Consider the following 25,559-nt stretch of genomic DNA (forward strand, 5'->3'; position numbering starts at 1 on the left):
TAATAAGCATAAACTTGCAAAGCATAAGCTTACAAAATAAAAAGCGCGTAACGCATTCATACTAGCATTACGCGCTTCTTACAATCGCAATCAAGCACAGCTAAAAGCAACTACTTTATGCAAATAACGACTTATACATAACCACACCCAAGATTGCGCCGGCAATAGGAGCAATAACTGGAATCCACGCTTCACCCCAGCGAGAAGATCCCTTGTGCGGAATTGGCAAAATTGCGTGAAGCAAACGCGGCATAAGATCACGAGCAGGATTCAAAGCAGGACCAGTTGGTCCGCCCATAGAAGTCACCAAACCCCAAACCACGAAGCCGACAACGATTGAAGCGCCAGCCAAATTCTTCTCACCCCATGGAGAGGTAAGGCAGCAAAGAGCAGCCAGAACAAGCACAAGTGTGCCGAAGAACTCGTTAAGGAAGTAGTTAAGCTTGTTGTTATACGCATCCGTAGTGCAGAAAGTGCCAAGAATTGCTTCTGGCTCCTCAGTTTCGTTGTAGTGTGGCAAATACGTTACGTACACAATAAGCTGACCAACCAGCGCACCTAAAAGCTGAGCTACAATATAAGGCACAACGTTAGCCCATGGGAACATGCCGTTTACAGCTTGCGCAATTGTCATAGCAGGATTGATATGCGCGTGGGAAATTCCGCCAAACATGAGCACTGGGAACATAACACCAAAACCGTAGCCCATAGCAATATTTAGCCAGCCAGCATGGTGCCCTTTAGTATTTTTTAATTCAACGTTTGCTACAGCACCGTTTCCGAAAATCATGAGAATAGCAGTGCCAATAAATTCTGCAGCCAACATTGCCATAAACGAATGTTGCATGGTCCTTCGATCCTTCTTACCTGTTTCAAACTCCACACACGTAATCACGCGCATAAATAACGACTCGTCACTTAACAATCGTCCAACAACTCGCAATTGCGATTAGCACAGCATGGAACACAATATATTCTCATTTTCAAAGAAGCTAAGAAAATGAATTCCAACATTTATTCTTTGATAGTTTCCCTTATACGCGCGACAGTCTGCGTAAATAGTAAAATCGCCCTCACATCAAAAGAGGCCCGCCACTTTGGCGAGCCTCTTATCTACAAAAACAATATCTGCGGTTTCATCTTCACAACATCCTCGTTGCAACGGTTAAAGTCTTAAATATCCCGTCCAACGTCCACGGATTTCATATCCATACACTTTTGTGGGTTACCGCTATCTCTTTTTTGTTTTTGTAATTATTATTATCATCGTTTTTTACCTAATAGTAAAGAGCAAATTAGCCTTTGTTAACATATTGTCACTACTGTTCAATTGCACACGAAAAATCGTAACTCTTGCGGCCTTTTGTGAACATGCAAAGGTTATCATGTTAAATTACGTTCGCATGAGACACACTCCGGCGTGTCGCAAGATATTTTTCGAGCGCGAAGCAAGCAAATAAAATCGACACTCATTCGCGCACTTCCCTTACAACGCATACAATTACAGAATATGGTACAAATTTTTGACGCTCCCTCAAAGGCGATTCTGCGCGGTCAAATTGCAGAGCATATCGCCGAAGATGAAAAGGCAGAAAAGCGTGAAGCTCGTGAGGGTGAGCTACCGTTGCCAAAAGATCGTTTCTTCGACCGAGAATTAAGCTGGTTGAAGTTCAATCGTCGCGTGCTTGAGTTGGCTCAGAATACAGATTTGCCACTTCTTGAACGCGCTAATTTTGCTGCTATATTTGCGTCAAATCTCGACGAATTCTTTATGGTTAGAGTTGCAGGATTAAAGCGCAGAATAGATTCTGGAATAGCAGTAACTGCAGCATCCGGCTTAAGCCCTCGCCAGCAGTTGCGCGCTATTAGTGAGGTAACTCACCGCCGTCAAGATGAGCACGCTCACTATGTTATTGAGCACATTCTTCCTGAGCTTGCCAAACAGCGCATTGTTTTGCTCAGCTGGGATAAGCTTACAGAATCAGAAAAAGCACGTTTGTCTGATTACTACAAAAAGCAAGTTTTCCCTGTTCTTACGCCTCTTGCAGTGGATCCTGCGCACCCATTCCCGTACATTTCCGGCAAGTCTATTAACTTGGCTGTTATCGTCGAAAATCCAAATTCTGGAAAGTCGCATTTTGCTCGTGTAAAGATTCCAGATAATTTGAATCGCCTTGTACCAGTTGACGATTTAACAGACGAGGAAGGTCGCGAAGAGCGTTACGGCTTCATTACTATGGAAAAGCTGATTGCAGCACACTTGGAATCGCTTTTCCCAGGCATGATTATTAAGGAAGCCCGCTCATTCCGAGTTACGCGTAACGAAGATATTGACGTTGAGGAAGATGACGCAGAAAACTTGCTCAACGCTATGGAGAAGGAACTTCTTCGCCGCCGCTTTGGACCGCCAATTCGTTTGGAAATTTCTAACGAGGCCAGCCCATTCCTTTCTCAGCTTCTTGCAAATCAGCTTCGCGTAAGCCCTGAGGAAGTATATCGCTTGCCTTCGCCGCTTGATATGACGGTACTGTTTGAATTGCAAGCGCTTGACCGCCCTGATTTGAAGTATCGTCCGTTCATTCCTACTACAAACCGTCAGATTGCGGAAGTTGAAACTAGCCACGCGCAAGATATTTTCGCTTCTATTCGCGAGCATGACATTTTGTTGCATCATCCTTACGATTCGTTCTCTACTTCTGTACAGGCATTCCTCGCGCAGGCTGCTGCGGATCCAAAAGTGCTTGCAATTAAGCAAACTTTGTACCGTACGTCTAGCAATTCGCCAATTATTGACGCTCTTGTTGACGCAGCTCACGCTGGCAAACAGGTACTTGCGCTGGTTGAAATTAAGGCACGATTTGACGAGGACGCAAATATTGCTTGGGCTCGTAAGCTTGAGCGCGCAGGCGTTCACGTTGTGTACGGCATTGTTGGTTTGAAAACTCACTGCAAGCTTTCGCTCGTGGTTCGTCAGGAAGCAGAAGGATTGCGCCGCTACTGCCACGTTGGTACAGGTAATTACAATCCTAAGACTGCTCGCTTGTACACGGATTTGGGATTGCTTACTTGCGATCCTGTAGTCGGCCAGGATTTGACTCGCTTGTTTAACCAGCTTTCTGGTTACGCGCCGAAGTCTAGTTTCCACCGCCTGCTTGTTGCCCCTCGTACAGTTCGCACAGGTATTATTGCGCGAATTCAGCGCGAGGAAGCTGCAGCTCTTGCTGGTAAAGAAGCATGGATTAAGATTAAGGTCAATTCTGTAGTTGACGAGCGGACTATTGACGCTTTGTATCGAGCTTCGCAAGCTGGAGTAAAGATTGATATTGTTGAGCGTGGTATCTGCTCGCTTAAGCCTGGCATTGAAGGATTGAGCGACAATATTCGCGTTCGTTCTATTCTTGGCCGATTCCTTGAGCACAGCCGCATTTACGCTTTTGCTAACTCTTGCGGTCCGCAGATTGGCGACGGTCCTGCAAGCGGCCCAGAAGTGTGGATTGGTTCGGCTGATTTAATGCACCGCAATCTTGACCGCCGCGTTGAGACGCTGGTTCGTATCAGTGCGCCTGATCAGGTTGAAGCTTTAATCCAGTACATTGATTTGCAAATGGCTGATTCTACTGTTTCGTGGTGGATGGATGGTGACGGCACGTATACCTTGCATTCTCGCGATAAGGAAGGTCGTCCGCTCGTTGACAGCCAGGCTTACTTGATTCATACTCACACGCGTAAGCCTCGCGGCGCGAACTAATCGCAAGCAACTAAATAAACGATAAGTAAGAGCCAGATTCAGTAACATGTTTCTGGCTCTTTTTGTGTTTATTACCACTTCTAATCTGACTAAATCTCAAGCGTTCCAGCAATAGTCGAAATCTTCTACAGCACCATTTGCCAGTTTTAGGAAGTTTTTTAAGTAATTATTTATCAGTTTTGGCAAATTTAAGGATTATAAAACAATTTGTTACTGTTATGACTGTGACAAAAGTAAAAGATTACGGCACAACTAAAAGTTGTGAAAGAAAACCGCTAAAATAGTGAATATGAGTGCAGTAACGACGCAATACGTTGAAGCAGCTGGCGGAATAATCTATCGCAAGCGCAATATTACCAACAGCTCAAATGCAAGTGGAGAGGCAAAAACAAGCAGCGACGCAATAAAGTTTAGCGACGACGATTTTGAACTTTGCCTAGTCTACCGTCCTAAATATGACGATTGGAGCTGGCCGAAAGGAAAGAACGAGCCAAAAGAATCGCATCGTCACACAGCTGTGCGCGAAGTTGGAGAAGAAACAGGATATTCAGTCGTACTCGGCCCGCACATCGCCAAAATAGAGTATCCGCTTGAACGCGAAGGCAAAAAATCTTCCAAGAACAGCTCATCAAATAGCAACCAAAATCGCAATCCCCAGCCGGAAGTCATAAAGCGAATCCACTACTGGATGATGCGCTTAATCGATAAGCCAACCGCAGCAAAGCGTCTTCCTGCTTTCGGACCAATTAAGCCTGCTAAACCCACTGAAATCGGCAATGTGTTATGGCTTACTCCTTCTCAAGCACGAAAAAAGCTTACGCACGATAGTGACCGCGAAGTGCTAGATGCTTTCTTAGAGAAGCTACACGAAGGTCAAGCAGAATATAGCACGTTGCTTTTAGTGCGTCACGGAAAAGCTGAGTCTCGAAAAACTTGGCAAGGAAGCGAAGCGACTCGACCAATCACGCCTCTAGGTGCTGCCGCTTCATACGCTTTAGGCCGCGAGCTTGCCTGCTACACGCCGAATAAAATCATATCGTCTCCTTGGAAGCGTTGCTTAGAAACAGTTGCGGCTTTTGCGCACGACTCTTCGCTTTCTATCGAACAGGTTGCGGAACTTACAGAAGATTGTCACGAGAAAAAACCAAAATCTACATTGTCTGTGCTTATAAGAGAAATACAAAATATTGAGCAAAATGAACAAAATGCAAGCACAGTCAACAACGCAACCGTCATGTGCTTGCACCGCCCAGTTATCGGCACTTTCTTCGATTATTTATGCGAAATAACAAAACCTAGAGCACACAAACGCATACTCAGCCAAAAATCTCCATACATGCCTACAGGAAGCGCAATAGTTTTGCACATCATTAATACTCCTAAAGGCGCTCGCATTATCGATATTGAAAAGGTTCTTCCAAGTGTCTACTAGTTTAAATTCGCAATCGAGTTCTATTCATTCAAGCAGATCTGCTTTTATGCCAAGCCCCACAGGAGCCGCCCGTCCTAGCAGACCTGCACAAATGGATCCTGCGATGCTCGCGCAGATTGAAGGCGGCACAGATCCGCAGGTTGTAAACGAAATTAGCCACACTTCAGCCGCTGTTTTACTTAACCGCGTTCATAGAACGCAGTCGCCGGAAATCGTTGAGCGCGTGCTGAATTTGGTTGAGAATGAAGGAATTGAAGTTATTGCAGATTTGTGGAGTCACGCGGAAGCTGAGTCTCTTCCTGGAATGTTGTGGCGACTGTATTTATTGCGCATGTCGCTACGAAAACAGCGCGAAGCTTACGCTGAGTATTGGCGCCTTGGCGAGCCTGAAGCAACGAGCGCTTCAGCTATTACAGGAATTGACGAAGCTCCTACAGGAGAGGATATTGCACGACTTGCAGATTCTATTCTTTCCGGTGCTTTTACAGGCGATTTTGCTGTAGCGCTTTACAGATCTTCAGCTTTTACTTCGATTATTGCACGCGGAATGCGAGTTTACGCAGAAAAGTTAGACGAGCAAGCAAATACAATACATACGCAGAAAATTGCAAAAGTTTTGCACGTATCCGCTAATATGCACGCACTCTCGTTATCTTTTGCTCATGGAGCGAAATTGTGGCGCGCAGGAAAGTTGGAATAAATTATTTTCGATTAAAATTGTGCGGCGCGTGAAAACAGAAAACAAGGTATACTCAAAATGATGCTGGCTTGTGCTTAAGCCCCGGGCTCCATTTTTTGCCGCTGCGAGCGGCGTTTGCGCCGACAGGCGCTTTCGCAAGTCAGTATCGTTTCTGTTTTTGAATTTTAGATTTTAATTTTGTTAGATAAGTTTAAATAAAATATATTTTTACTCAACATTTGTTTATATTTCGCGCAAAAATAACGGCACGCCGCTAGCTTAACGTGCAATGCTTGCACTAATCTAGAAGGTATGGATCTTCATGTTTTACATCATCCGCTGGTGGACCACAAGCTCACCGTTTTGCGAGATAAGAATACACCTTCTAACATTTTCCGCGAGTTGGTTTCCGAATTGGTAACCCTCGAAGCATACGAAGCAACCCGCAATTTGGAAGTTAGCGATCGCGAGATTGAAACTCCTATTTGCAAGATGACTGGCAAGCATTTGAACCGCCCACGCCCAATGGTTGTGCCGGTTTTGCGCGCTGGTCTTGGCATGCTCGACGGCATGACTCGCCTTCTTCCAACCGCTGAGGTTGGATTCCTTGGCATGAAGCGCGACGAGCAGACGCTCGATATCATCACTTATGCCAACCGTTTACCAGAAGATTTAACTGGCCGTCAGTGCTTCCTTCTTGACCCAATGCTTGCCACTGGTGGCACTCTTATTGCTGCTACACACTATTTGGCTGAGCGCGGTGCTAAGGACGTTACTGCTATTAACATTTTGGCAGCTCCAGAAGGCTTGGAACGCCTGGAGAAGGAGATTGATCCTTCTATTGACTTTAAGGTTGTTGTTTGCGCTGTTGATGAGCATTTGAACGACAAAGCTTATATCGTTCCAGGTCTTGGCGACGCCGGCGATCGCTTGTATGGCTTGATTGACTAATAGTTACTAACCAAATCAAGCGAAAGCTAGAATCAAAAACTACAAAAAGCCTGCTGATTTTGCAACACTTTGCAAGTTCAGCAGGCTTTTGTGTTTAGCGTTGACAAATTTTGCGCAGATAAATCTCTTTACCGCGGACGAGTTACGGCCACTTCGCGAGCGCGCTCTGCTAATTCGTCTAGTTTAGCAATTTCCGCGCGTTGAGAATCAGTCTGCTTTGGCGAAAATTCGCCGTAACGATTTTGCGCAGCAGTACGGATTAAAAAGTCAGCCAGACGCGGATTTTTTGGCAAAACTGAGCCGTGCATATAAGTGCCAATAACATTGTATTTGCGCGCTCCTTCCGTGTGATCCTTGCCATTATTACCGCAATTTTCACTATCAACCGAGCCAAGTGGCTGAGTATCACCCTCCAAGCTTGTTCGTCCAGAATGGTTCTCATAGCCCACAATATCGCCAAAATCGTCGCTATGTTCCACAAGATTTCCAATCATGCGCACATCTTGACCAACCGTATGCTCACCAAGTATTCCAATTCCTTTAAGCTTTTGACCCTCAACGGTTTCAAAATACTCTCCAAAAAGCTGGTAAAGTCCACAAATCATAAGCATTGGAACGCCATCTTTTGCAAGCTCACGAATCGCGTCCGCGCGCGCAAATAAATCTTCAGTAACTCTGCTTTGCCCATGATCTTGACCACCGCCGCCAAGAATCATATCCACGCGCTCTGGCCATAAATCGCCAACGTTGTACTCGTGAAGCACTGGCTTGTAACCGTACAATTCCGCTCGGCGCATAATCGTAAGCACATTGCCGTAGTCGCCGTAAATATTCATGTCTTTTGGATATAGCGACACAATATGTAGCACGCGATTTTCGTTTTCAAAAGTAGCATTTGCTTTACTAATATCACTGGAACCATTCATGACAATTACTTCCCAACTCCAACGTCTTTAACTTCCGCAAGTTGCGCTAAAGCCGCGCGCACGCGAAGCATGGCAGTATATGTGCAATATATGCGTTTAGCATTTTTAGCGTTGCCACTAAAATCGCCGTTTACAAAAGCTTTAGCATCTTCTTCCAAATCCGTATTCACATTGCGAGCCGAGACTTTATCGTATTGCAGACGCAAAGCCATATCCCATGCGCGAGTACCAGAAACGCACTCAACTCCAGTGCCGCTAAAGCTTGCAAAATCAACGTCCCACAGCCAGCTCATGTCTCTACCGTCCGCATATTCGTCACAAATTGCAATCATAGTATCGTGATTTTGCGGATGATCCGAAGCGATTGCAAGCCTAAAACCAATAGGATTCTTCACTAAAACAAGCTCAACAGGAGCACCATTAACTTCAATTACTTCGCCTCTACCAAAAGCAGGAGTTACGTGCGAAATCGCTTCCATAAGCGCATCGTCATCAAATTTTTGCAGCGCAGAATTTTGTTTTGCAGCGTCCGCCAAGATAGCGCGAACTACTGTTGCTGCAGCAGCAGCGTTGAAAATATTGTAAGCACCGTCAAGTTTTACAGATGTGGTTTTACGCTTGCCATCAAGTATAAACTCAGCCTCATGGTCTCCAACTTTTGAAAGCACAACGTCTGCTTTAGGAAGATTGTTAGCCTTGCTTTCTGCAGCATCTTCGCAATTTTCGCTTTTTTCGGAACTATTGTGCAAATCATCATCCGTCGGGAACATGCTTTTTACAGCGTCATCCAAACCAAAATACCGCACACAAGTCCCGGAAGGAACAACTTTTGCAAGCGCGCAAATACGTGGATCCTCACGGTTTAGCACTACCGTTCCTTCGGTTGCTTCAGCCACGTTGCTTAATAGTTTTGCAGTTGTGTCAATTTCGCCGAATCGGTCAAGCTGATCTCGCATAACGTTTAGCAATAAAGAGTAGCGAGGCTTGATTTGATTTACAAAATGCACTGCGTACGCTTCGTCGAGCTCTAAAACTGCAATATCCGCATTTAGTTTTGTGCCAAAAGCAGGCATTGTTTTTGCAAGGGCTGCCACTACTCCTCTAGTAAAGTTTGAACCGGTTGGATTAGTAAATACGTTAAGTCCTGCGTCGCGCAGCATAGAAGTTACCATACGCGTTGTGGTAGTTTTGCCATTGGTGCCAGAAATCAACACTATTCCGTACGGCAATGCGGCAAGAGTGCGCGCTAAAAAGCCAGAATCGAGGCTCTCAATAACTTTCCCAGGCAATGCGCTTCCGCCATGGTGAAGCACCCTAGAAAGAGCGCAAACAAGCTTTCCTACAGCAGGCATGGCAAAACTGTACCAATGCTTATGCAAATTTTGGCGCAACTTTTTATGCGATTCATGGTCGCGGCTTGACATACTAAATCACACCCCTTATTGCTGGTAGTCTTGCGGCATATCCATGAACTTGGAAGTTGCACCCAAGAAGGCAAGATTAAACGTGTCAGTAGGGCCGTTACGATGCTTTGCCATAATAATATCTGCTTCGCCTGGGCGATCTTCCTTATTGTAAAAATCAGGGCGATGCACTAGGAACACAACGTCAGCATCCTGCTCAATAGAACCAGATTCGCGCAAATCTGAAAGCTGTGGTTTCTTGTCGTTTCGCATTTCCGGTCCACGATTAAGCTGGCTCAAAGCCACAACTGGCACTTCAAGCTCTTTAGCAAGAAGCTTCAGCGCACGCGAGAATTCCGAAACTTCCTGCTGACGACTTTCCACACGCTTGCCAGAACTCATCAGCTGAAGGTAATCGATAACTACTAGCTTCAAATCATTTGTTTGCTTCAAACGGCGGCATTTTGCGCGAATCTCCATCAAGCTCATATTTGGACTGTCATCAATAAAAAGCGGGGCGTTTTGCATTTTTGTCCAAAAAGTATTAAGAGTATTCCAACGATCTGGAGTAATATCTTCCGCTCTTCGCATAGCAGCGAGCGGAATATTAGTTTCTGCAGCAATAATGCGCTGAGCTAATTCCACTTTGCTCATTTCTAGAGAGAACACAATAGACGTCATATTGTGGTGTAGTGCTGCTGAGCGCGCAAAATCAATGCCAAGTGTTGACTTACCCATAGCCGGACGACCAGCAACAACAATCATTTGACCAGGCTGCAAACCCTGCGTAACTTCGTCAATATCTCTAAATCCAGTCGGCACACCTTGTTCAAGTTCATGATTTTGCATTTTATCTAACTGATCAAGTGTATTTTGCAAAACTGGACCAATAGCAACGTAATCTTGACGCACTTTACCGGCGCTCATTTCATACACTTCTGATTGCGCAAGATTTACAATATCTTCTGCTTGCGCTCCGGAAGCAGAATAGCCCATTTGTGCAATTTTTGTGCCAGCAGTAATAACGTTACGAAGAACAGCATTTTGATGCACAATATCTGCGTAGTACATTGCGTTTGCGGCTGTTGGCACAGAAGCTACTAGGCTGTGCAAATAGTCAGCTCCGCCAACTTTATCGAGATTTCCATCTTTCATTAATTCGTTAGCTACAAGCACAACGTCAACAGGCTGTGAGCCAGCGAAAAGCGTAAGAATAGCATCGTAAATTGTTTGGTGTTGCGGTAAATAAAAATCTGATGTTTCAAGTAATTGAGACACTTCGCCAATAGCATCTTTGCTCATGAGCATTCCGCCAAGCACAGCCATTTCTGCATCAACATCGTGAGGAGGCACACGATCAAACAATGTAGCACCTACTTCGGCACCACGATTTGCAACGCCAGAACCATATGCAGAGGCGTCACCATTGCCACCATGATTGCTACCTGCGCGGATAACATTGCCTTTAGTAGATTGCCACATATCATTATCTGCCATAAAAACGAGTATAAACGCGCGCACGTATTATGAAAAACGTAAATGTATTAACACAAAACTTTATCTACATTTTTAGCGCAGAATCCATCCACGTATCATTTCTTATGCGCAAACTATTGCCTATTGCACGCCCCCCAATATAAACAGCATTTAAAACAACCCACAAAGTAATAGTTCTTATCACGTCATTAGCATCAACGATGACATCAAAAACGCTTGTGAGCGCCAAAAATGTTAAATATACGACAGCCATTACTGAGCAAGCTTTTGCCAAGTAGCGATGATCACCTGCGCCAATCAATACGCCATCTAGTGCCCACATCCATCCAGCAAGAGGCAAGAACAATCCTAATATTGTCATACCTACAGAAATTAAAAACTGAATATCTGTATGCTGACTAAATAGTGGCGCGCAACTCCAACCCACGAAAATCATGAATAAACCGACTCCTACGCTGCTTACAGCTCCCACTTGAGCACAAATACGCGTAATCATTCCTGCGCGCTTACGACAGCCTGCACCTAGCGCTGCAGCAACAATAGTCTGCGCAGCAATACCAATTGCATCTAAAATATTCATAACAAAATTCCAGCAAGAATTAGCAACCTGATACGCAGCGAGAGTATTGGTACCGAGATGAGTCGCAGTAACAACCGTAGCTACCATGCACACGCGCAATGCAAGTGTACGAACAAACAAAGGCATACCAGTTCCAGCAGAATGTAGAATATGCTGGAAATGCGGTTTGAGACGCGCACCACTTTGAGTAGCCCAAATAATTGCAGGAATAGTGAGAACAAGTCCCATATACCATTGCGCAATCATTGTTGCAATACCAGAGCCAGCAATTCCCATGTTGAGACCAAATACTGCGATTATATCGAGAATTGTATTTAGAACAGCTCCACTTACAGCAGCAAATAATGTTATGCGCACGTTGCAAAGACCGCGAAATATGCCATTTGCTGCATATACGAGTAGCATCGCAGGCAATCCAGGCATAACCATTTGTGTGTACACAATAGCATTTTGCAACGTAGAGCCATGCGCGCCTATTGCGTAGCATAACGGTTCAGCGGCAAAAATAAGTATGACTGTAAGAATTATGCCAAGCAATAATGCAAGCCACAACCCATCCATGCCAATGCTAAAACCTTCTCGACGCTTACCTGCGCCTAAAAGACGCGCAACCTGTGAAGTTGTATTGTAAGCCAAAAATAAGCAAAGACCTGTAGTAGTAAGAAGTACCGTTGATCCAATAGAAAGACCTGCTAGAGCACTTTTGCCAATGTGGCCAATAATAGCAGTGTCAATAAGTACAAATGCTGGCTCAGATATGAGCTGTCCAAAAGTTGGTACGGCTAGTAGCCAAATATTGCGCAGTACGTCTTTTTTGTTCTGGTTGTCCAACTTTTGATTTGTCATAATGCTTCATTCTACCGCTACTTTGTCACGCTTGTATAAAAGAAGATTGCAATTGCTAACAATTTTATGCAAAAACAATTGCAAGTGAAGTAACACAAATATGCGTAAATCGCAAATAAAAATATTATTTTAAAAAGTTATCCGCAGGATATCCACAATGTTATCCCCACTATGTGGATAAATTTGTGTGATATCCACGTAGACACGCCTAAAATGTGGATAACTTATCTTTTTTATCCACATCAAGCAATTCGTGCGTGTCATATGAATAACTTATTCATTAAAAATAACTTATTAATTAAAAACTTGATTTTAAATTAGCAAAAATAACAAAACCGCATATCTTAGATAAGACATGCGGTTTATATCAAAATAACTAGAACTTGTTGCTAAACAATAGCGCTTACGCACATGCTTCTATTCTTTAGCACTATTATTTCGTTTTCCTATTTTCTTATTATTCTGCGCTGATTTATCTTTTTCTACAGTTTCAGACTCTTTTTCAGAAGAAGACTCTTTCTGCTCAACTTCAGATTTAGTATCATCAACCTCAGAATCGCCTTGCTCAGGATTTGCCTCAGATTGATCAACCATAAAATCAGATTGTTCAACCTCGTTTTCACCCATATCAATATCAACAGAAGTAAGAACAGCCATTTGAGTTTTATTTGCATCATCATCTGCAACAGCAACTACAGCGCCATCATGACTTTGTGCAATAGAAGAAAAATCGTAAGCACGCTCTCCTTGATCAGCTAAATCAACGCCCTTACGTTCCTTAGCTTCCGAGATTCGCCATCCAAAAAGCTTTTCAAGAACAAAAGCTAGCACTGCAGTTACAGCACCTGCATAAAGCACCGTAATCCCAATCAAGCACAGTTGTGCAACTAACTGATGCCAATCACCAACAGCGAGTAATCCAGAGCCATCAGCAAATAAGCCTACTGCAAGCACACCAATAAGCGCAGCAACACCATTCACGCTAACTACATGCAAGGCACCATCGTAGCGCACAAAAGTACGAGAGTGAGTCACTAGAGAAGTAATAACACCAGAAAGAACACCCAAAACTAAAGCCCACAATGGAGCAATAACATCCGCGGCTGCAGCACTTGCAGCTAATCCAGCCATAACACCAGACGCAGCTCCCAAAGCAGTAAAGCATCCAGAGTGTAAACGTTCAGTCACACCCCAGGCAAGCATTGAAGCAGAAGCAGTTATTGTGGAACTCACCCAAGCATAACCTGCAACTCCAGGAACGCCTGCAGAAGAACCAATCATTAACCCAAGCCAACCGAACCAAATCAAGAAAACGCCAAGCATAACGAAAGGAACATTATGCGGTTGGCGAGCAGCAACACCATTTTCAACTGCTGACTGCGTTGCAGTGGATTCTGCAGCAACTTCAGTTACTGTAGCAACTGGAGAGACAACAGTCTCACTAGCGGCATTTTTAGCATGCTCAACATCAGCCCACAATGCGCGCGATAAACGACTTTTAGGATTACGCGAATTAGTAGCTCCAGAATTAGCGTTGCCACTCGTATGCGCAACATTCTTAATATGCAAAACAAAACGCTTAAGAGGGAAGTGAGCATGTCCGCCAATGATCATAACAATCGCAAAAGCCGAAACAGCCGCAGCAATATGCAATATAGAGCCACCCGCGAAGTCATGCACTGAAATACCTAACGCCTGTGAAATAGCACCATTAGGCGAAAGCAATCCACCACCGCACACCATATGCGCTAACGGAGCGAATACTAAAGTAATCCACACAGCTACGAAAATAAGCCAAATAGCGTAACGCACTCGACCGGCTAGAGCTCCAGTAATAAGCGCTACTGCAACAACAGCACATGCTAAGCGAAAAGCTGCAGGAATGCCGCCAGATAATCCGGAATTTGCGTCCATAGACGTAAACACACCATGATCTGCCACCATCGAATCACGGAATAGCAAACCACTCAATGGATCACCTATAACACCACCAGCCATATCTTTGCCAGCAAAAGCTAACGACCATCCCCACAGCGTCCAAACCAGTGTAGTTACAGCAATAGCGCCAGCTGAAAGCATCATCATATTCACCATGGAAGTAGCGCGTTCACGGCCTCCATAGAACAGGGCAATACCCGGCGTAATAATAAACACCAACGCGCCAGCCAACAATGCCCATTGCGGATCCATTGTGGTCATTTTTCACCTCAATTATTTGAAACAGCGCAACAATAACATCATTGCAGCTTAAGTATTACTTTATATAACTATTGTACCGAGAAACTCTTATAGCCAAAACTCATAAAGACTTTAGCGGAAGATTAAAAACTACCACTCATGCAGCTACATCAATGCTCAGCATTAAGCGAGCAGACCGTCTACGAAGCTTTGAGCATCAAACGGGACCAAATCATCTGGTCCTTCGCCAAGACCTACTAGCTTAACCGGCACACCAAGTTCACGCTGTACAGCTATAACAATTCCACCTTTAGCGGAACCATCAAGCTTAGTAAGGACTACGCCCGTAATGCCAATAGCTTCAGCAAATACTTTTGCTTGAGACATGCCATTTTGACCAGTAGTAGCATCCAATACCAGCAATACTTCATCAACAGGCATAGTTTTTTCTATAACCCTACGAATTTTGCCAAGCTCTTCCATTAAATTTGCTTTATTCTGCAAACGACCAGCAGTATCTACAATCAATAAATCAGTTTGTTCTTCTTTTGCCTTATTCGCAGCAATAAAAGCAACAGAAGCAGGATCAGCACCATCTTTATCTGCACGAACAACTGGCACGCTTACTGCAGACGCCCAAGTTTCAAGTTGATCAGCTGCAGCCGCACGAAAAGTATCTGCTGCAGCAAACATTACTGAACGTTTTTGGGCAATAAACAATCGCGCTAATTTACCAGCAGTAGTGGTTTTACCGGTGCCATTAACGCCGACCATCATAATAACGCTAGGATGATGCGCATCTGATTTATCTGCATTTAAGCGTCGATCAGCGTCTTCATCTACTATTTTCAATAGTTTCGTACGCAATGCTGAATGCACATCTTCTGAACTAGAAGTACCAGCAATGCGTGCATCTTTGCGTAGATCTTCTACTAATTCTTCACTAGCTCGAGAGCCAACATCGGCCATAAGAAGAGTATCTTCTACATCTTCCCAATCTTCTTCCGAAAGATGGTCCTTGCTTATGATATTAAACAATGCACGACCAAATGGATTTGCACTATGAGCCAAACGTTCGCGAAGACGTTTAATACGCGAAGAAGTACTTTCTGGCAATAATTCAGACTTTACTTCTTCATTAGGTATAACAGCTATGTTACTTTCTATCTGTTTTCCAGATTTTTTTGTTCCACGCGCTTTAGTTTTGCCTGTATCGATTGAACTATCAACGCTTTCAGGAATTACTGGTCCATGACTATTGCTGTGAATGCGCAAAATCACTGCAACTGTTACTAATAAGATGGCAATAACAACAGCCGCAGCCGCAAACCAAATTAGCATGTTCATATCCATAACCATATTCATGACATCAAGACTATGAAAGTCAAGGGACACTAGCAATACATTTCACTATTTTTTCTCATCTTTGTCACACTTCAACGTCAATATGCTTAAGTACATCTGCATCTATTACACTAATAAAAGTAGTAATAAATAGCACGAGCTATTATTACGCAAAATTTGAATTCACAAAATCATTAAGGAGGATTTTATGTCAGATCAGCCTACCGTAAATGTATACGGTGCAGATTGGTGTGGAGATTGCAAACGTGCAAAAGCTGCGCTAACCCAGTATGGTGTGGCATTCGTTTGGCACGATATTGAAACAGAAGAAGGTGCTGAAGAAAAAGCGATTGAAATTAGCAATCAAAAGCACATTCCAGTTGTTACTTTTGCGGATAATACTTTTATGGTTGAGCCATCTGCAACACAAATAAAAGCAAAACTGGAGTCACTCGGAATACTGCAATAAATATATATAACACGCATAAGTTCACACGATATTCACTTCGTCGATTGAATGTAGTATACTTGGCATTTGTTGCCCCTTTAGCTCAATTGGCAGAGCAGAGTCCTTTTAAGTCTTGGGTTGTGGGTTCGAGTCCCACAGGGGGCACTTTTTTATATCCAAATTTAGGGTAAGCGAGTAAACTGCAATAAAAAACGGGGGAGTCGAAGCTCCCCCTACGAAAAATTCACTTAAGATCAAAAACGACAATCAATGCCATACTTGTTGAGAATTAGCTAATTACTTATATAACGCAATACTCAACTCGCCCAAACACTAGCATCTTGATCATCTTCAACTATATCGTGACCTACAGGTGCTGGAGAAGAATACGTGTATTCATCATCCACAACGCCAGAATCAGCATCTGCATTAATAGCAGCAAGAACATGCTTATCCATTTTGTACTGTGGTAATACGTTCTTAATATAGCTAGTTACAGCATCTTGCATAGCAACGTCATGGCCAACTTTTTCTGCCATAAACCAACGATGATCCAACACTTCATGGAAGAACTGAGCTGGTTCAATTTGCGAACGGAACTCAGGAGGAATCATACGAACTGTTGGCTCGAAAATTTCACGCATCCAATCAGTTGCGACGATTTCCAGCTCTTCACCTTGACGCCATGTAGAAGTGCGATACGCATCCAAATCGTTCAGAAGCCTTCGAGCCTGATTCTCTTGAACGTCCAATCCAGTAAGACGAAGAAGCTTGCGGGAAGCATAACCAGCATCCACAACGCGAGGTCGAACCAAAACCCTTCGACCATCTTCTGAAGTCTTCATCTCCAACTCATCAACATCGAAACCAAGCTCATTTAGACGATTAACACGACGTTCAATTCGCCACATCTCATCAGGACTGAACTTATCAACGTCAGTAAGCGTACTCCAAAGCGAATGATAGCGATCTACTAGACGATTGCCTATACTGATTTCATCTACTTCTGTCGGTAAAAGCTGACCGGAGCTCAAATCCATAAGCTCACCAATAATGTTGGTTCGAGCTAAATCGATATCGTATTCTCGTTGACCTTCTGTTAAACTTCCATGCAAATCACCAGTTTCTGCGTCAACTAGGAATGCAGAAAAAGCATCTGCATCTCGCAAAAACAGCACGTTGGAAAGCGATACATCGCCCCAATAGAAGCCAGAAAGATGCAAGCGCACCATAAGAACAGCAAGCGCATCGATAAGGCGCTCTGCAGTATCCGGACGCAACGTACGAGCAAATAATGCACGATATGGTAGTGAGAACTTTAAATGTTTCGTAACTAACATTGCCTCAAGCTTTTCACCATTAGCGTCATGGCGTCCTGCAACAACAGCTATAGGAGTAACTGTAGGCAACTCAAGTTTACGAAGCCTACGCAAAAGCTCATACTCACGTTCTGCAACTTGACGAGTAATTTCCTTCATTGCATACACTTCATCGCCAACGTGAACAAATCGCACAACGTGACGAGAAATACCACGCGGCAAATTCACGAATAAATCAGCAGGCCATTGAGAAAGTGGTAATTCCCAAGGCAGTGTAAACATTTTTGGATCTGAACTAGCCGCAGTAATCTTCAGTGCCTGCGGCTCTTGAGACGACGCATTCTCGTCCTGTGCAGATACCGAAGTTGCTTGCACAGCACGCGGGTCTAATTGAGGAGCGTCATTCCATTCCATAAAGTTTATTTACCAATCAAGCTCATGCCAACGATATCACTGCATTCCAGATAAACACAGCTCAACCACCGACGAATTATTGATAACAACTATATATAATAAGCGATGCATTGTAATGATGTATTATTGCACACTTATTATGCTGCTTTTTTGTGCCAAAAACGGGGTTCGCGTCATACTGCGAACCCCGCTATACCTTATACCGAAAGTTTGCTTACTAGCTCATATAAGCAGGCAAACCAACACTTTTAGTTCAAACGCAACTCCGTAGAAGGTGCGAACAGATGCATCTTAGATGGATCGATCTTGATCTTCACAGTGTCGCCAACCTTTGGAAGAGCACGTGGGTTCACGCGAATAGTCGTGAGCTTGTTTTGATCAGACATCATCGTAGACGCTTCCTCAGGAGAACCATCGGTGATGATATTGCCGTAGATATAGCCATCGGAACCGAGATCTTCCACGTTCATTACCTTCAAGGAGAACGCATTTGGATCATCGGATGTTGCCAAGCTTGCATCTTCTGGACGGAAGCCAACAATAATCTGTCCGTTATCTTCTGCAGTGAGCTTGTCAACAGCCTCAGCTGGAAGAACTATAGAATCCTCACCGATCTGAGCTCGACCGTTTACAACTGGGTGCTGATTGATATTCATGGATGGCGAGCCAATGAAGCCTGCAACGAATACATTTGCAGGGCGGTCATAAAGCTCAGTAGGAGCTCCAACCTGCTGCAATACGCCAAGCTTAATCACTGCAATGCGATCGCCCATGGTCAAAGCTTCAGTCTGATCGTGGGTAACGTACAGAGTAGTAACACCAAGCTGACGCTGCAAAGCAGCAATCTGAGTACGAGTCTGAACGCGGAGCTTAGCATCGAGGTTGGAAAGAGGCTCATCCATGAGGAAGACTTTTGGTTCACGAACAATTGCGCGACCCATAGCAACACGCTGACGCTGACCACCAGACAAAGCCTTTGGCTTACGATCCAAATACTCTGTCAAATCCAACACTTCTGCAGCTTTTTCAACACGCTTGCGAATTTCTTCCTTAGGAACACCAGCAATCTTCAAAGCAAAGCCCATGTTATCAGCAACTGTCATGTGTGGATACAGTGCATAATTCTGGAAGACCATTGCAATATCGCGATCCTTTGGCTGCATTGTAGTAACATCTTGACCGCCGATGAGGATACGTCCTTTGTTAACCTCTTCAAGACCTGCCAACATACGCAAAGTAGTTGACTTACCGCAACCAGATGGACCAACGAGTACGAGGAACTCACCATCTTTAATAGTCATGTTCAAGTCATCAACCGAAGGCTTATCGTTGCCCGGGTATATACGAGTCACATGATCAAATACAACTTCTGCCATGATATGTCCTTTCATCGGCAGGTACGTGCCGAACGATCCGTAGTGAAGGGTGTGCACTCATGACCCCAATTCCTACATCGGCGGGTATCAATCGTCCACAGTTTACTTACCTGGTCCATTGAAGGTTCTCTTCGTTGAGCCATGCCTTAATATATCATGTTTATCTTAGAAAAACAGCAAAAAATCAGTATTTTGCATAAACTCGGCGTGTCGAGTAAGACGCACAAAAGGAGAATAACTATGGATCAACAACAAGAAACAACAAATAATGAAATGCAAAAATCAAATACCCCTTATAGTAAAAGCTTAATTGGCATCGTAATAGCACTAGTTATTCTTGCATTCGCTGCAGGAGCTGGGTTTATGACTTATTACAATTCAATCAATAAACCACAAGTAAAAATTGAAAATCCAACAACCAATAAGCCAGATACACAAATTGAGGATACAGCAAACTCCCAAATAGCCAAAGAGATTAAAAAACTGCCTTCTTCTGACATCCCACCGGCATCTAATTTACAAGGCGGAATTCTTCTTAGCAAGGATGGGTACGGCAAGCAAGCTGCTGGTGCTCCTACAGTTGCTACTTATTTTGATCCTTTGTGCCCTGGTTGCGGATCCTTTAATCGTACTGTTGATGAAACTTTAATTAAAATGGTTGAAGCAGGTCAAATTAACCTAGAACTTCACCCTATGTCATTCTTAAATCGTTTTAGCTCAGATCAATATTCTTATCGCGTCTCAAGCGGTATTGCTTATATCGCCTCATATGATAACGATCCAAAGCATTTGCTTCAGTTTATCAATAGCATCTTTAGTGAAAGATTCCAGCCGGAAGAAGGCGATGGATACCAAGCAACACCGAATAAAGCTCTTATTGATTTAGCTGAAGATGCTGGAGTTGCAAATAAGATTGCGAATGAAGCCTTTAACCTACACTATGTTAAGTGGCAAGAAGTTATTAATGAGAATACTCCAGAAGAAAAAGCTTTATGGAATGTTTCTGGCTCTAATAAAGGCGCTATGACAACTCCAACAGTAACAATTAATGGTAAGCTAGTAGATCTCAATGCAGCTTCTGAAAAGCAGATGGATCCTTTGGAAGCTATATTAAAGTCTTTGGGAATCGATAAAGAACATGTTGGCAAATCTGGCCATATGCCAAAAGTTACATATAAGAGCAAGCCGCTTGATTTATAAATAAAATTAAGTAATTTCTATACTAAAACGGACGTTAAGAATACACTCAACGTCCGTTTTTATTTAATAATTTATATTTCTATAATTTAGCTTATTTACAATGCAATAGGGGAACTAGTGTCAGACACTTTAGGCATCTGACCTGCAACTCCAACTTGCTTTTTATCCAAGCCAATGCAATGAAGCAGAGCATCAAGCACCTTCATTTTTTTCTCATTAATGGCATTCATATCAAGCAATTTATCGTTAATAGTTACTGTTGGAGTTGTCATAGATCCTTTATTTGAACCGCTGACATTCCACAATTCCTTACGATCAGGAGTGTATTTATTAACTAGCAGCTGCCACTTCAAATATTGGCGGTTAAAAGCTTTACTTGCAATTTCGTTTGGAATTCCAGATTTCTTAGCCAGTTTAATCAATTCTTTATTGCTTACAGGCTTATATCCCTCGCCTTCTTCCGGCTGGAATTTTTCGTTAAAAATACCATTGATAAACTGAAGCAAATGCTTTGGATCGTTATCATATGAAGCGATATAAGCAATAGCACTAGAAACACGAGTCGAGTAATGGTCAGTAGAAAGTCCATCCAAGAATGACATTGGGTGAAGTTCTAGGTTAATTTGACCTGCTTCAACCATTTTAATTAAAGTTTCATCAACAGTACGATTAAAGTTTCCACAGCCAGGGCACAAAGGATCAAAATAAGTAGCAACTGTAGGAGCACCAGCAGCTTGCTTACCGTACCCATCCTTGCTAAGAAGAATTCCATTCTTAGAATTAACACCGCTTGGACGAATACTTGGATCAATATTATCCAAATTATGATTAGATTTTGCAGATTGCTCTACTTTTTTCTGAGGCTGAACGTAAGCTGCCTGATACGCAGTAATGCCTACAGCAGCCAACATAGCCGCAACAATAATTACTACAATAACGCCGATAATTGCTTGCTGACGACGCTCACGCGCGGCACGTTCGCGATTTTCTATGGTTCTTTGTAGGCGAGTAGCAGATGAATCTCCCTGCTTATTATCACGCATCTGAATTTTAGGCATTGTTATCCTTCAACCCTTTATTTCGCATGCTAAGACTAGTTCCTAGCAGCATTCTTGCTAATGAAATAATAACCTCACCACAGTTTAGTAGATGGCATCAACGGAAAATACACATTACGTATCGTACTATTTTTATTTTTCAAATGATTTTCCAGAATAAAATAACGCACCTAATCCTAAACGGAATTTTGTAGTCCATTTAACTACAGCAAAAACAACCCATGCAACAATAAATCCTAGAGTATATCCAAATGCAGTATTTGAAAAAATATTAGGTGAGTAAGCTGGCAAAAGAATACGCAAGGATCCAACATCTATAGAAAGTAATTCAGGATTATCACCACAGAGAAATGGATATATAACAGCTCCAATACCTCCAGAAATCACAATAGCTATAACTCGTGGAAGCATGTAGACGAATCCTCGAATAATATGCCATGGCAAAGTTGCAATACGCACTACAGAATCATGACGAGGAATTATTCCATCGTTAAGTTGCCATCTTCGCAAGCTTGATGAAATACTGTAGCCGGATGTTGCACTAATCCACATAAAAACCATCGCAAAACCAATAGAATCGAGAATGCTTAAGCAAGCAATGGCTAAATGAAGAATTATACAAATCAGCAGTATCCATGTTCCTTTACGCACATAATCATGTTGATTAAGAGTATGATCAACAGAAGGCACTTCATCACTTTTAACATGAAGGGAATCGCCTGCTTCATTTTCAATATTGTCATTATCAAAAACGTTATTAGAAGCATGAATAAGTTTTGAAGATTGTGCAATACGTGAATTGTTTGAATTGTCGTTCTGTATATGCTGTAAATCGACATCGTTTAACGCATTAATTCGTGTTTTTTCATCTACACAAAATGTTTTATCGTCTTCACTATCTAATGAATGCGGCATAACAGTAGTAGAACGAACAGTTACGGTTGGCGTTTCTCCATCAGAGTTAAGATTTGTTATGCCAGCTGTACCAGCTGCATCGCAGGTACGAGAATTTGTTAGTATAGCAGTTTTTTCTTTTGTTTCACGACTCGTTTCACGCCACATTTTACGCATAGTTATGTTAGTGGCATTACGGTCAAAAGGGCGGTTCACCTCCGGCCAGGCTAAAGGATCCATAGCATCTTGACTAATTGCATTTTCTAAATCAGATAGCATGCAACGCTGTTCTCGAATCGGATTCAACGCCTTACGAAAAGCAGCCATTGTTCTAGGAGGCAACCCAGTTAAATCTGCATTGCCTGAGGCAGCACGCTCCAAAACCGCCATCATAGGCTTTGTGCCAAAAACAGGCTTACCGGTAGCCGCAAATGCAAGCACAGCAGCAACAGACCACCAATCTGTAAGTTCATCTGAATCTCCGCCTTCAATAATTTCTGGAGCAATAAAACCAGGAGTGCCCATCACTAATCCCGTGCGAGTAACATGGCTTTCACCTTCACCCATCGCAATACCAAAATCTACTAATACTGGTCCAGTAGCAGAAATCATTACATTAGTTGGTTTAATATCACGATGAACAATACCAGCTTCATGAACTGCCTTAACAGCTTCAATAAGCTTATGCGCAAGACGCTCTAAATCATCTGCAATATAGGGCCCATTCTCATCCACGTCTTCGCGCAAATTATGTCCTTCAATCAATTCTGTCACAATAAAAGCGATTGAAGCATCTAATTCCATATCCACTATCGCGCAAACACCTGGATGATGAATCCTCTGCAAAGCCAAAGCTTCACGTTTTAAACGCATTCGAGCACGTTCCTGCTCAGAATCCTCATCTTCACTCTGTTTTGTACGAACAGAAGCACGTAATATTTTCATAGCATATTGATTGCCGCCATCGTCATTAACGCGCCAAACTGACCCCATTGCGCCGCCGCCAAGCCTAGAAATAAGCGTGTATCCGCCTACATTATTCCCTGGCTGCAAATCGAACATGCTTGTATCTTCCATACTGCATTATGTTAATGCCTTATATTGCCAAATACACAAATATAAACAACAAAAAACACGCCGTTTCTATATTCAACATCGCCGTAATTTTGTAATGACGTGGCATATGGTACACTAATCAATTGTTCTACTTAGCATGATTTGTTATGCTAACGAGAAAACATCGCCTCCTTAGCTCAGATGGCCAGAGCGGCCGCCTTGTAAGCGGCAGGTCGCCGGTTCGATCCCGGCAGGAGGCTCCATTTTTATTCCACTCGTTTCGTGAGTATTTCTTATTTTTTGTTCACATATTCCAGAACTATAGTTTTGTTATCTTTCGTATCACATATAATGACGTGAAATGATTAAAGCAGAGGGGATAGTGGCTAATTAACTATTCAAAAATAGAAAAGATTTCTATTTTTCATATACAGTGCCAATTATGGCGTATTATGAAAATGACAAATCTATATCTGCGCACATGATCATCTTTATAACAAAAAACTTTTCGCGAGTAAGAACTCGGGAACCTTCCCCCAACTCAGGGTTTCCGAGGTGAGAGTGGAGCGTCCCCCAACCAGCTCCACCTCATAGGGGGCGGGAATATCCCCTTCTCTCCCGCCCCCACTTTTATTTTGTTTTGCATTCGATTTTGAATGCCAAACTGAAGGTATAATAGAAAAGTTAGCATTATTGCGAAGGGAGTGATTGTATGGCACGTCGATGGACGCCTAGACGATTAATAGTGATGCGTCGTGCAAGAATAATCGCCTGCGTTTTATCTATATCACTCACAGCAACAAGCTTGTTTATATTTACAGCTAAAAAATCTGTTGCAATGATCGTAAATGGAAAAACGCGTATTGTAAGCACTTATTCAACAAATCCAATACGTTTATTGGAAGAACAACACGTGCCAGTAAAAACTCACGATCAAATTATTTCTTCTTCTGGAGATATTCTCACAAATCATTCTACTGTAACAGTTCGCAGTGCTTATCAAACTTCTATCACTGTAGATGGAGTAACTATACCGTTCTGGACTGTTGCAACTAGTGTCGATCAATTAATCGGCTTTTTTAAAGCTAATGCTAAGAACGCTTCACGAATTACAGTAAATTTGCAAAATATTTACGATAAACTAACTTGCGGCTTATCGATTAATAAAAAAGGTCCAATTAGCGTTATCGCTGACGGGAAAACACGCGTTGTGCAAAATGGAGACTTACCTGCGAGCGCAATTCTTGATTCTCAAGGTATAGTGCTCGGCAAGGAAGATCGCGTAAGCGTAGAAGAAGATGATGGAAATACTGTTTTACGTGTTTCTCGAGTTACTCATGGCAAAGAAACTCGTACGGTTTCATTACCTTTTGCCACACAAACTGTAGTAGATCCTAAACTTCCAGCAAATTCTCGCGTTGTACAACAAGTTGGCGTGAATGGTGAGCGGGAAGATGTTTATAACGTTACATACGTAGATGGCAAAGCAGAAAGCGCAACTCTAGTTTCGCAAAATTTGGTAAAGCCTGCAGTTAATCAAGTTATTGCTGTAGGTAAGGCTGCTCCCGCACCAATTCACAAAAATAATACAAATACACAAAAGTCAAAACAATCCAAACAACAAACAAACTCTCAACACAAAAAGCAGAATACTGAGCAGCCTGCAAAACAGGAGAAGAAAAACAGCCAACAGCAAACTCAACAAAATCAGAAAACGCAAAATCAGGCTCAAAGCAAAGACCAGAATGGTAACAATGGTGCGCAAACATCACAAACTCAACAACAAACCGCATCTGCTGCCCCCGCACCTGCAGCTAATCCACCTGCACCCGCTCCAAGCTCTAATCCCGATAGCCTTGTACATGCTACTCCAGAACAAGCTAAACTATTTGCTCAGGGCGCGGCTGCGCAAATGGGTTGGACCGGTAAAGAATGGGAAGATCTTTTATGGTTATGGAATAAGGAATCTGGATGGAGATGGAACGCAGAAAATCCTAGCTCACACGCTTATGGCATTCCTCAAGCTCTTCCTGGAAATAAAATGAGCAGCGCAGGAGCTAATTGGCATGAAGATGCCGCAATACAAATTAGCTGGGGTCTAAGTTACATTAAGGGCAAATATAAAACACCTAGTGGAGCAGTAAAGCATTCGCGCGAAATTGGCTGGTATTAAAAGGCAGCAGCGTGTTTTAACGCACTTTGGTGCAACA

18 protein-coding genes and 2 tRNA genes are annotated in these 25,559 nt (G+C 43.0%); 9 read left to right on the forward strand and 11 right to left on the reverse strand.

From position 1 onward, the window contains the following. Positions 1–115: 115 nt before the first annotated feature. On the reverse strand, positions 116–847 hold the full coding sequence (locus HXT58_RS05710) for an MIP/aquaporin family protein (protein WP_032842372.1): 732 nt from the start codon (positions 845–847) through the stop codon (positions 116–118). Positions 848–1,510: 663 nt separating this feature from the next. Between HXT58_RS05710 and HXT58_RS05715 the strand changes: the two genes are divergently transcribed. The 4 genes from HXT58_RS05715 to upp all read left to right on the forward strand — a co-directional run bounded on the left by HXT58_RS05715 (position 1,511) and on the right by upp (position 6,810). After that, complete coding sequence (locus HXT58_RS05715; RefSeq protein WP_064340417.1) at positions 1,511–3,748, forward strand: RNA degradosome polyphosphate kinase; 2,238 nt, start codon at positions 1,511–1,513, stop codon at positions 3,746–3,748. 289 nt (positions 3,749–4,037) lie between these two features. After that, the gene (locus HXT58_RS05720) at positions 4,038–5,180 is read left to right on the forward strand and encodes an NUDIX hydrolase (RefSeq protein WP_064340418.1); all 1,143 of its coding nucleotides are present in this window, start codon (positions 4,038–4,040) and stop codon (positions 5,178–5,180) included. Positions 5,181–5,226: 46 nt separating this feature from the next. Beyond that, on the forward strand, positions 5,227–5,880 hold the full coding sequence (locus tag HXT58_RS05725) for a thymidine phosphorylase (protein ID WP_101892194.1): 654 nt from the start codon (positions 5,227–5,229) through the stop codon (positions 5,878–5,880). A 291-nt stretch (positions 5,881–6,171) separates the two neighbouring features. Further along, the gene (upp, locus tag HXT58_RS05730) at positions 6,172–6,810 is read left to right on the forward strand and encodes a uracil phosphoribosyltransferase (RefSeq protein WP_004119581.1); all 639 of its coding nucleotides are present in this window, start codon (positions 6,172–6,174) and stop codon (positions 6,808–6,810) included. Positions 6,811–6,938: 128 nt separating this feature from the next. On the opposite strand, the gene HXT58_RS05735 is transcribed toward upp, so the two are convergent. The 6 genes from HXT58_RS05735 to ftsY form a co-directional block, all read right to left on the reverse strand. After that, entirely contained in the window at positions 6,939–7,736 is a 798-nt protein-coding gene (locus HXT58_RS05735) for a type 1 glutamine amidotransferase (RefSeq protein WP_064340664.1), read from the reverse strand. Between the two features lie 5 nt (positions 7,737–7,741). Continuing rightward, positions 7,742–9,160: a Mur ligase family protein gene (locus HXT58_RS05740; RefSeq protein ID WP_064340665.1), complete on the reverse strand. Its 1,419-nt coding sequence runs from the start codon at positions 9,158–9,160 to the stop codon at positions 7,742–7,744. A gap of 15 nt (positions 9,161–9,175) precedes the next feature. Further along, positions 9,176–10,636 carry a replicative DNA helicase gene (gene dnaB / locus HXT58_RS05745; protein ID WP_004105840.1) on the reverse strand — a complete coding sequence of 487 codons (1,461 nt, stop codon included), beginning with the start codon at positions 10,634–10,636 and terminating at the stop codon, positions 9,176–9,178. Positions 10,637–10,700: 64 nt separating this feature from the next. Then, positions 10,701–12,062: an MATE family efflux transporter gene (locus tag HXT58_RS05750; protein ID WP_064340666.1), complete on the reverse strand. Its 1,362-nt coding sequence runs from the start codon at positions 12,060–12,062 to the stop codon at positions 10,701–10,703. A 417-nt stretch (positions 12,063–12,479) separates the two neighbouring features. Continuing rightward, complete coding sequence (locus tag HXT58_RS05755) at positions 12,480–14,261, reverse strand: ammonium transporter (RefSeq protein WP_064340658.1); 1,782 nt, start codon at positions 14,259–14,261, stop codon at positions 12,480–12,482. A 162-nt stretch (positions 14,262–14,423) separates the two neighbouring features. Then, positions 14,424–15,605 (reverse strand): signal recognition particle-docking protein FtsY, encoded by a 1,182-nt coding sequence (gene ftsY, locus HXT58_RS05760; protein ID WP_101885826.1) that lies wholly within the window; start codon positions 15,603–15,605, stop codon positions 14,424–14,426. A gap of 187 nt (positions 15,606–15,792) precedes the next feature. On the opposite strand from ftsY, the gene HXT58_RS05765 reads away from it, so the two are divergent. Both HXT58_RS05765 and HXT58_RS05770 read left to right on the forward strand, forming a co-directional pair. After that, positions 15,793–16,053 (forward strand): glutaredoxin domain-containing protein, encoded by a 261-nt coding sequence (locus HXT58_RS05765; RefSeq protein ID WP_004105832.1) that lies wholly within the window; start codon positions 15,793–15,795, stop codon positions 16,051–16,053. 71 nt (positions 16,054–16,124) lie between these two features. Continuing rightward, positions 16,125–16,197, forward strand: a tRNA-Lys gene (locus tag HXT58_RS05770). 152 nt (positions 16,198–16,349) lie between these two features. Here the strand turns inward: HXT58_RS05770 and HXT58_RS05775 are convergent. Then, positions 16,350–17,765 (reverse strand): DUF4032 domain-containing protein, encoded by a 1,416-nt coding sequence (locus tag HXT58_RS05775; RefSeq protein ID WP_004105830.1) that lies wholly within the window; start codon positions 17,763–17,765, stop codon positions 16,350–16,352. A gap of 248 nt (positions 17,766–18,013) precedes the next feature. Continuing rightward, positions 18,014–19,141: an ABC transporter ATP-binding protein gene (locus tag HXT58_RS05780; protein WP_004105828.1), complete on the reverse strand. Its 1,128-nt coding sequence runs from the start codon at positions 19,139–19,141 to the stop codon at positions 18,014–18,016. A gap of 240 nt (positions 19,142–19,381) precedes the next feature. Between HXT58_RS05780 and HXT58_RS05785 the strand changes: the two genes are divergently transcribed. After that, the gene (locus tag HXT58_RS05785) at positions 19,382–20,341 is read left to right on the forward strand and encodes a DsbA family protein (protein ID WP_116971242.1); all 960 of its coding nucleotides are present in this window, start codon (positions 19,382–19,384) and stop codon (positions 20,339–20,341) included. 95 nt (positions 20,342–20,436) lie between these two features. On the opposite strand, the gene HXT58_RS05790 is transcribed toward HXT58_RS05785, so the two are convergent. Further along, positions 20,437–21,399, reverse strand: a complete 963-nt coding sequence (locus HXT58_RS05790; protein WP_004105824.1) for a DsbA family protein — start codon at positions 21,397–21,399, stop codon at positions 20,437–20,439. 132 nt (positions 21,400–21,531) lie between these two features. Next, positions 21,532–23,370, reverse strand: a complete 1,839-nt coding sequence (locus tag HXT58_RS05795) for a serine/threonine-protein kinase (RefSeq protein WP_004119604.1) — start codon at positions 23,368–23,370, stop codon at positions 21,532–21,534. Positions 23,371–23,535: 165 nt separating this feature from the next. On the opposite strand from HXT58_RS05795, the gene HXT58_RS05800 reads away from it, so the two are divergent. Beyond that, positions 23,536–23,612 (forward strand) — tRNA-Thr (locus tag HXT58_RS05800). 449 nt (positions 23,613–24,061) lie between these two features. Beyond that, positions 24,062–25,522 carry a G5 domain-containing protein gene (locus tag HXT58_RS05805; protein ID WP_004119612.1) on the forward strand — a complete coding sequence of 487 codons (1,461 nt, stop codon included), beginning with the start codon at positions 24,062–24,064 and terminating at the stop codon, positions 25,520–25,522. The last annotated feature ends 37 nt before the right edge of the window (positions 25,523–25,559 follow it).

Source organism: Gardnerella sp. KA01000, from assembly GCF_049244035.1.
GTDB classification, from domain to species: domain Bacteria; phylum Actinomycetota; class Actinomycetes; order Actinomycetales; family Bifidobacteriaceae; genus Bifidobacterium; species Bifidobacterium leopoldii.

Excerpts from the sequence above, each read along its gene's own strand:
- HXT58_RS05795 (WP_004119604.1), bottom strand. The coding sequence starts at position 23,370 with ATGGAAGATACAAGCATGTTCGATTTGCAGCCAGGGAATAATGTAGGC.
- HXT58_RS05735 (WP_064340664.1), bottom strand. The coding sequence starts at position 7,736 with ATGAATGGTTCCAGTGATATTAGTAAAGCAAATGCTACTTTTGAAAAC.
- HXT58_RS05780 (WP_004105828.1), bottom strand. The coding sequence starts at position 19,141 with ATGGCAGAAGTTGTATTTGATCATGTGACTCGTATATACCCGGGCAAC.
- HXT58_RS05755 (WP_064340658.1), bottom strand. The coding sequence starts at position 14,261 with ATGACCACAATGGATCCGCAATGGGCATTGTTGGCTGGCGCGTTGGTG.
- upp (WP_004119581.1), top strand. The coding sequence starts at position 6,172 with ATGGATCTTCATGTTTTACATCATCCGCTGGTGGACCACAAGCTCACC.
- HXT58_RS05765 (WP_004105832.1), top strand. The coding sequence starts at position 15,793 with ATGTCAGATCAGCCTACCGTAAATGTATACGGTGCAGATTGGTGTGGA.
- HXT58_RS05740 (WP_064340665.1), bottom strand. The coding sequence starts at position 9,160 with ATGTCAAGCCGCGACCATGAATCGCATAAAAAGTTGCGCCAAAATTTG.
- HXT58_RS05750 (WP_064340666.1), bottom strand. The coding sequence starts at position 12,062 with ATGACAAATCAAAAGTTGGACAACCAGAACAAAAAAGACGTACTGCGC.
- HXT58_RS05805 (WP_004119612.1), top strand. The coding sequence starts at position 24,062 with ATGGCACGTCGATGGACGCCTAGACGATTAATAGTGATGCGTCGTGCA.
- ftsY (WP_101885826.1), bottom strand. The coding sequence starts at position 15,605 with ATGAATATGGTTATGGATATGAACATGCTAATTTGGTTTGCGGCTGCG.
- HXT58_RS05715 (WP_064340417.1), top strand. The coding sequence starts at position 1,511 with ATGGTACAAATTTTTGACGCTCCCTCAAAGGCGATTCTGCGCGGTCAA.
- HXT58_RS05785 (WP_116971242.1), top strand. The coding sequence starts at position 19,382 with ATGGATCAACAACAAGAAACAACAAATAATGAAATGCAAAAATCAAAT.
- dnaB (WP_004105840.1), bottom strand. The coding sequence starts at position 10,636 with ATGGCAGATAATGATATGTGGCAATCTACTAAAGGCAATGTTATCCGC.
- HXT58_RS05775 (WP_004105830.1), bottom strand. The coding sequence starts at position 17,765 with ATGGAATGGAATGACGCTCCTCAATTAGACCCGCGTGCTGTGCAAGCA.
- HXT58_RS05790 (WP_004105824.1), bottom strand. The coding sequence starts at position 21,399 with ATGCCTAAAATTCAGATGCGTGATAATAAGCAGGGAGATTCATCTGCT.
- HXT58_RS05720 (WP_064340418.1), top strand. The coding sequence starts at position 4,038 with ATGAGTGCAGTAACGACGCAATACGTTGAAGCAGCTGGCGGAATAATC.
- HXT58_RS05725 (WP_101892194.1), top strand. The coding sequence starts at position 5,227 with ATGCCAAGCCCCACAGGAGCCGCCCGTCCTAGCAGACCTGCACAAATG.
- HXT58_RS05710 (WP_032842372.1), bottom strand. The coding sequence starts at position 847 with ATGCAACATTCGTTTATGGCAATGTTGGCTGCAGAATTTATTGGCACT.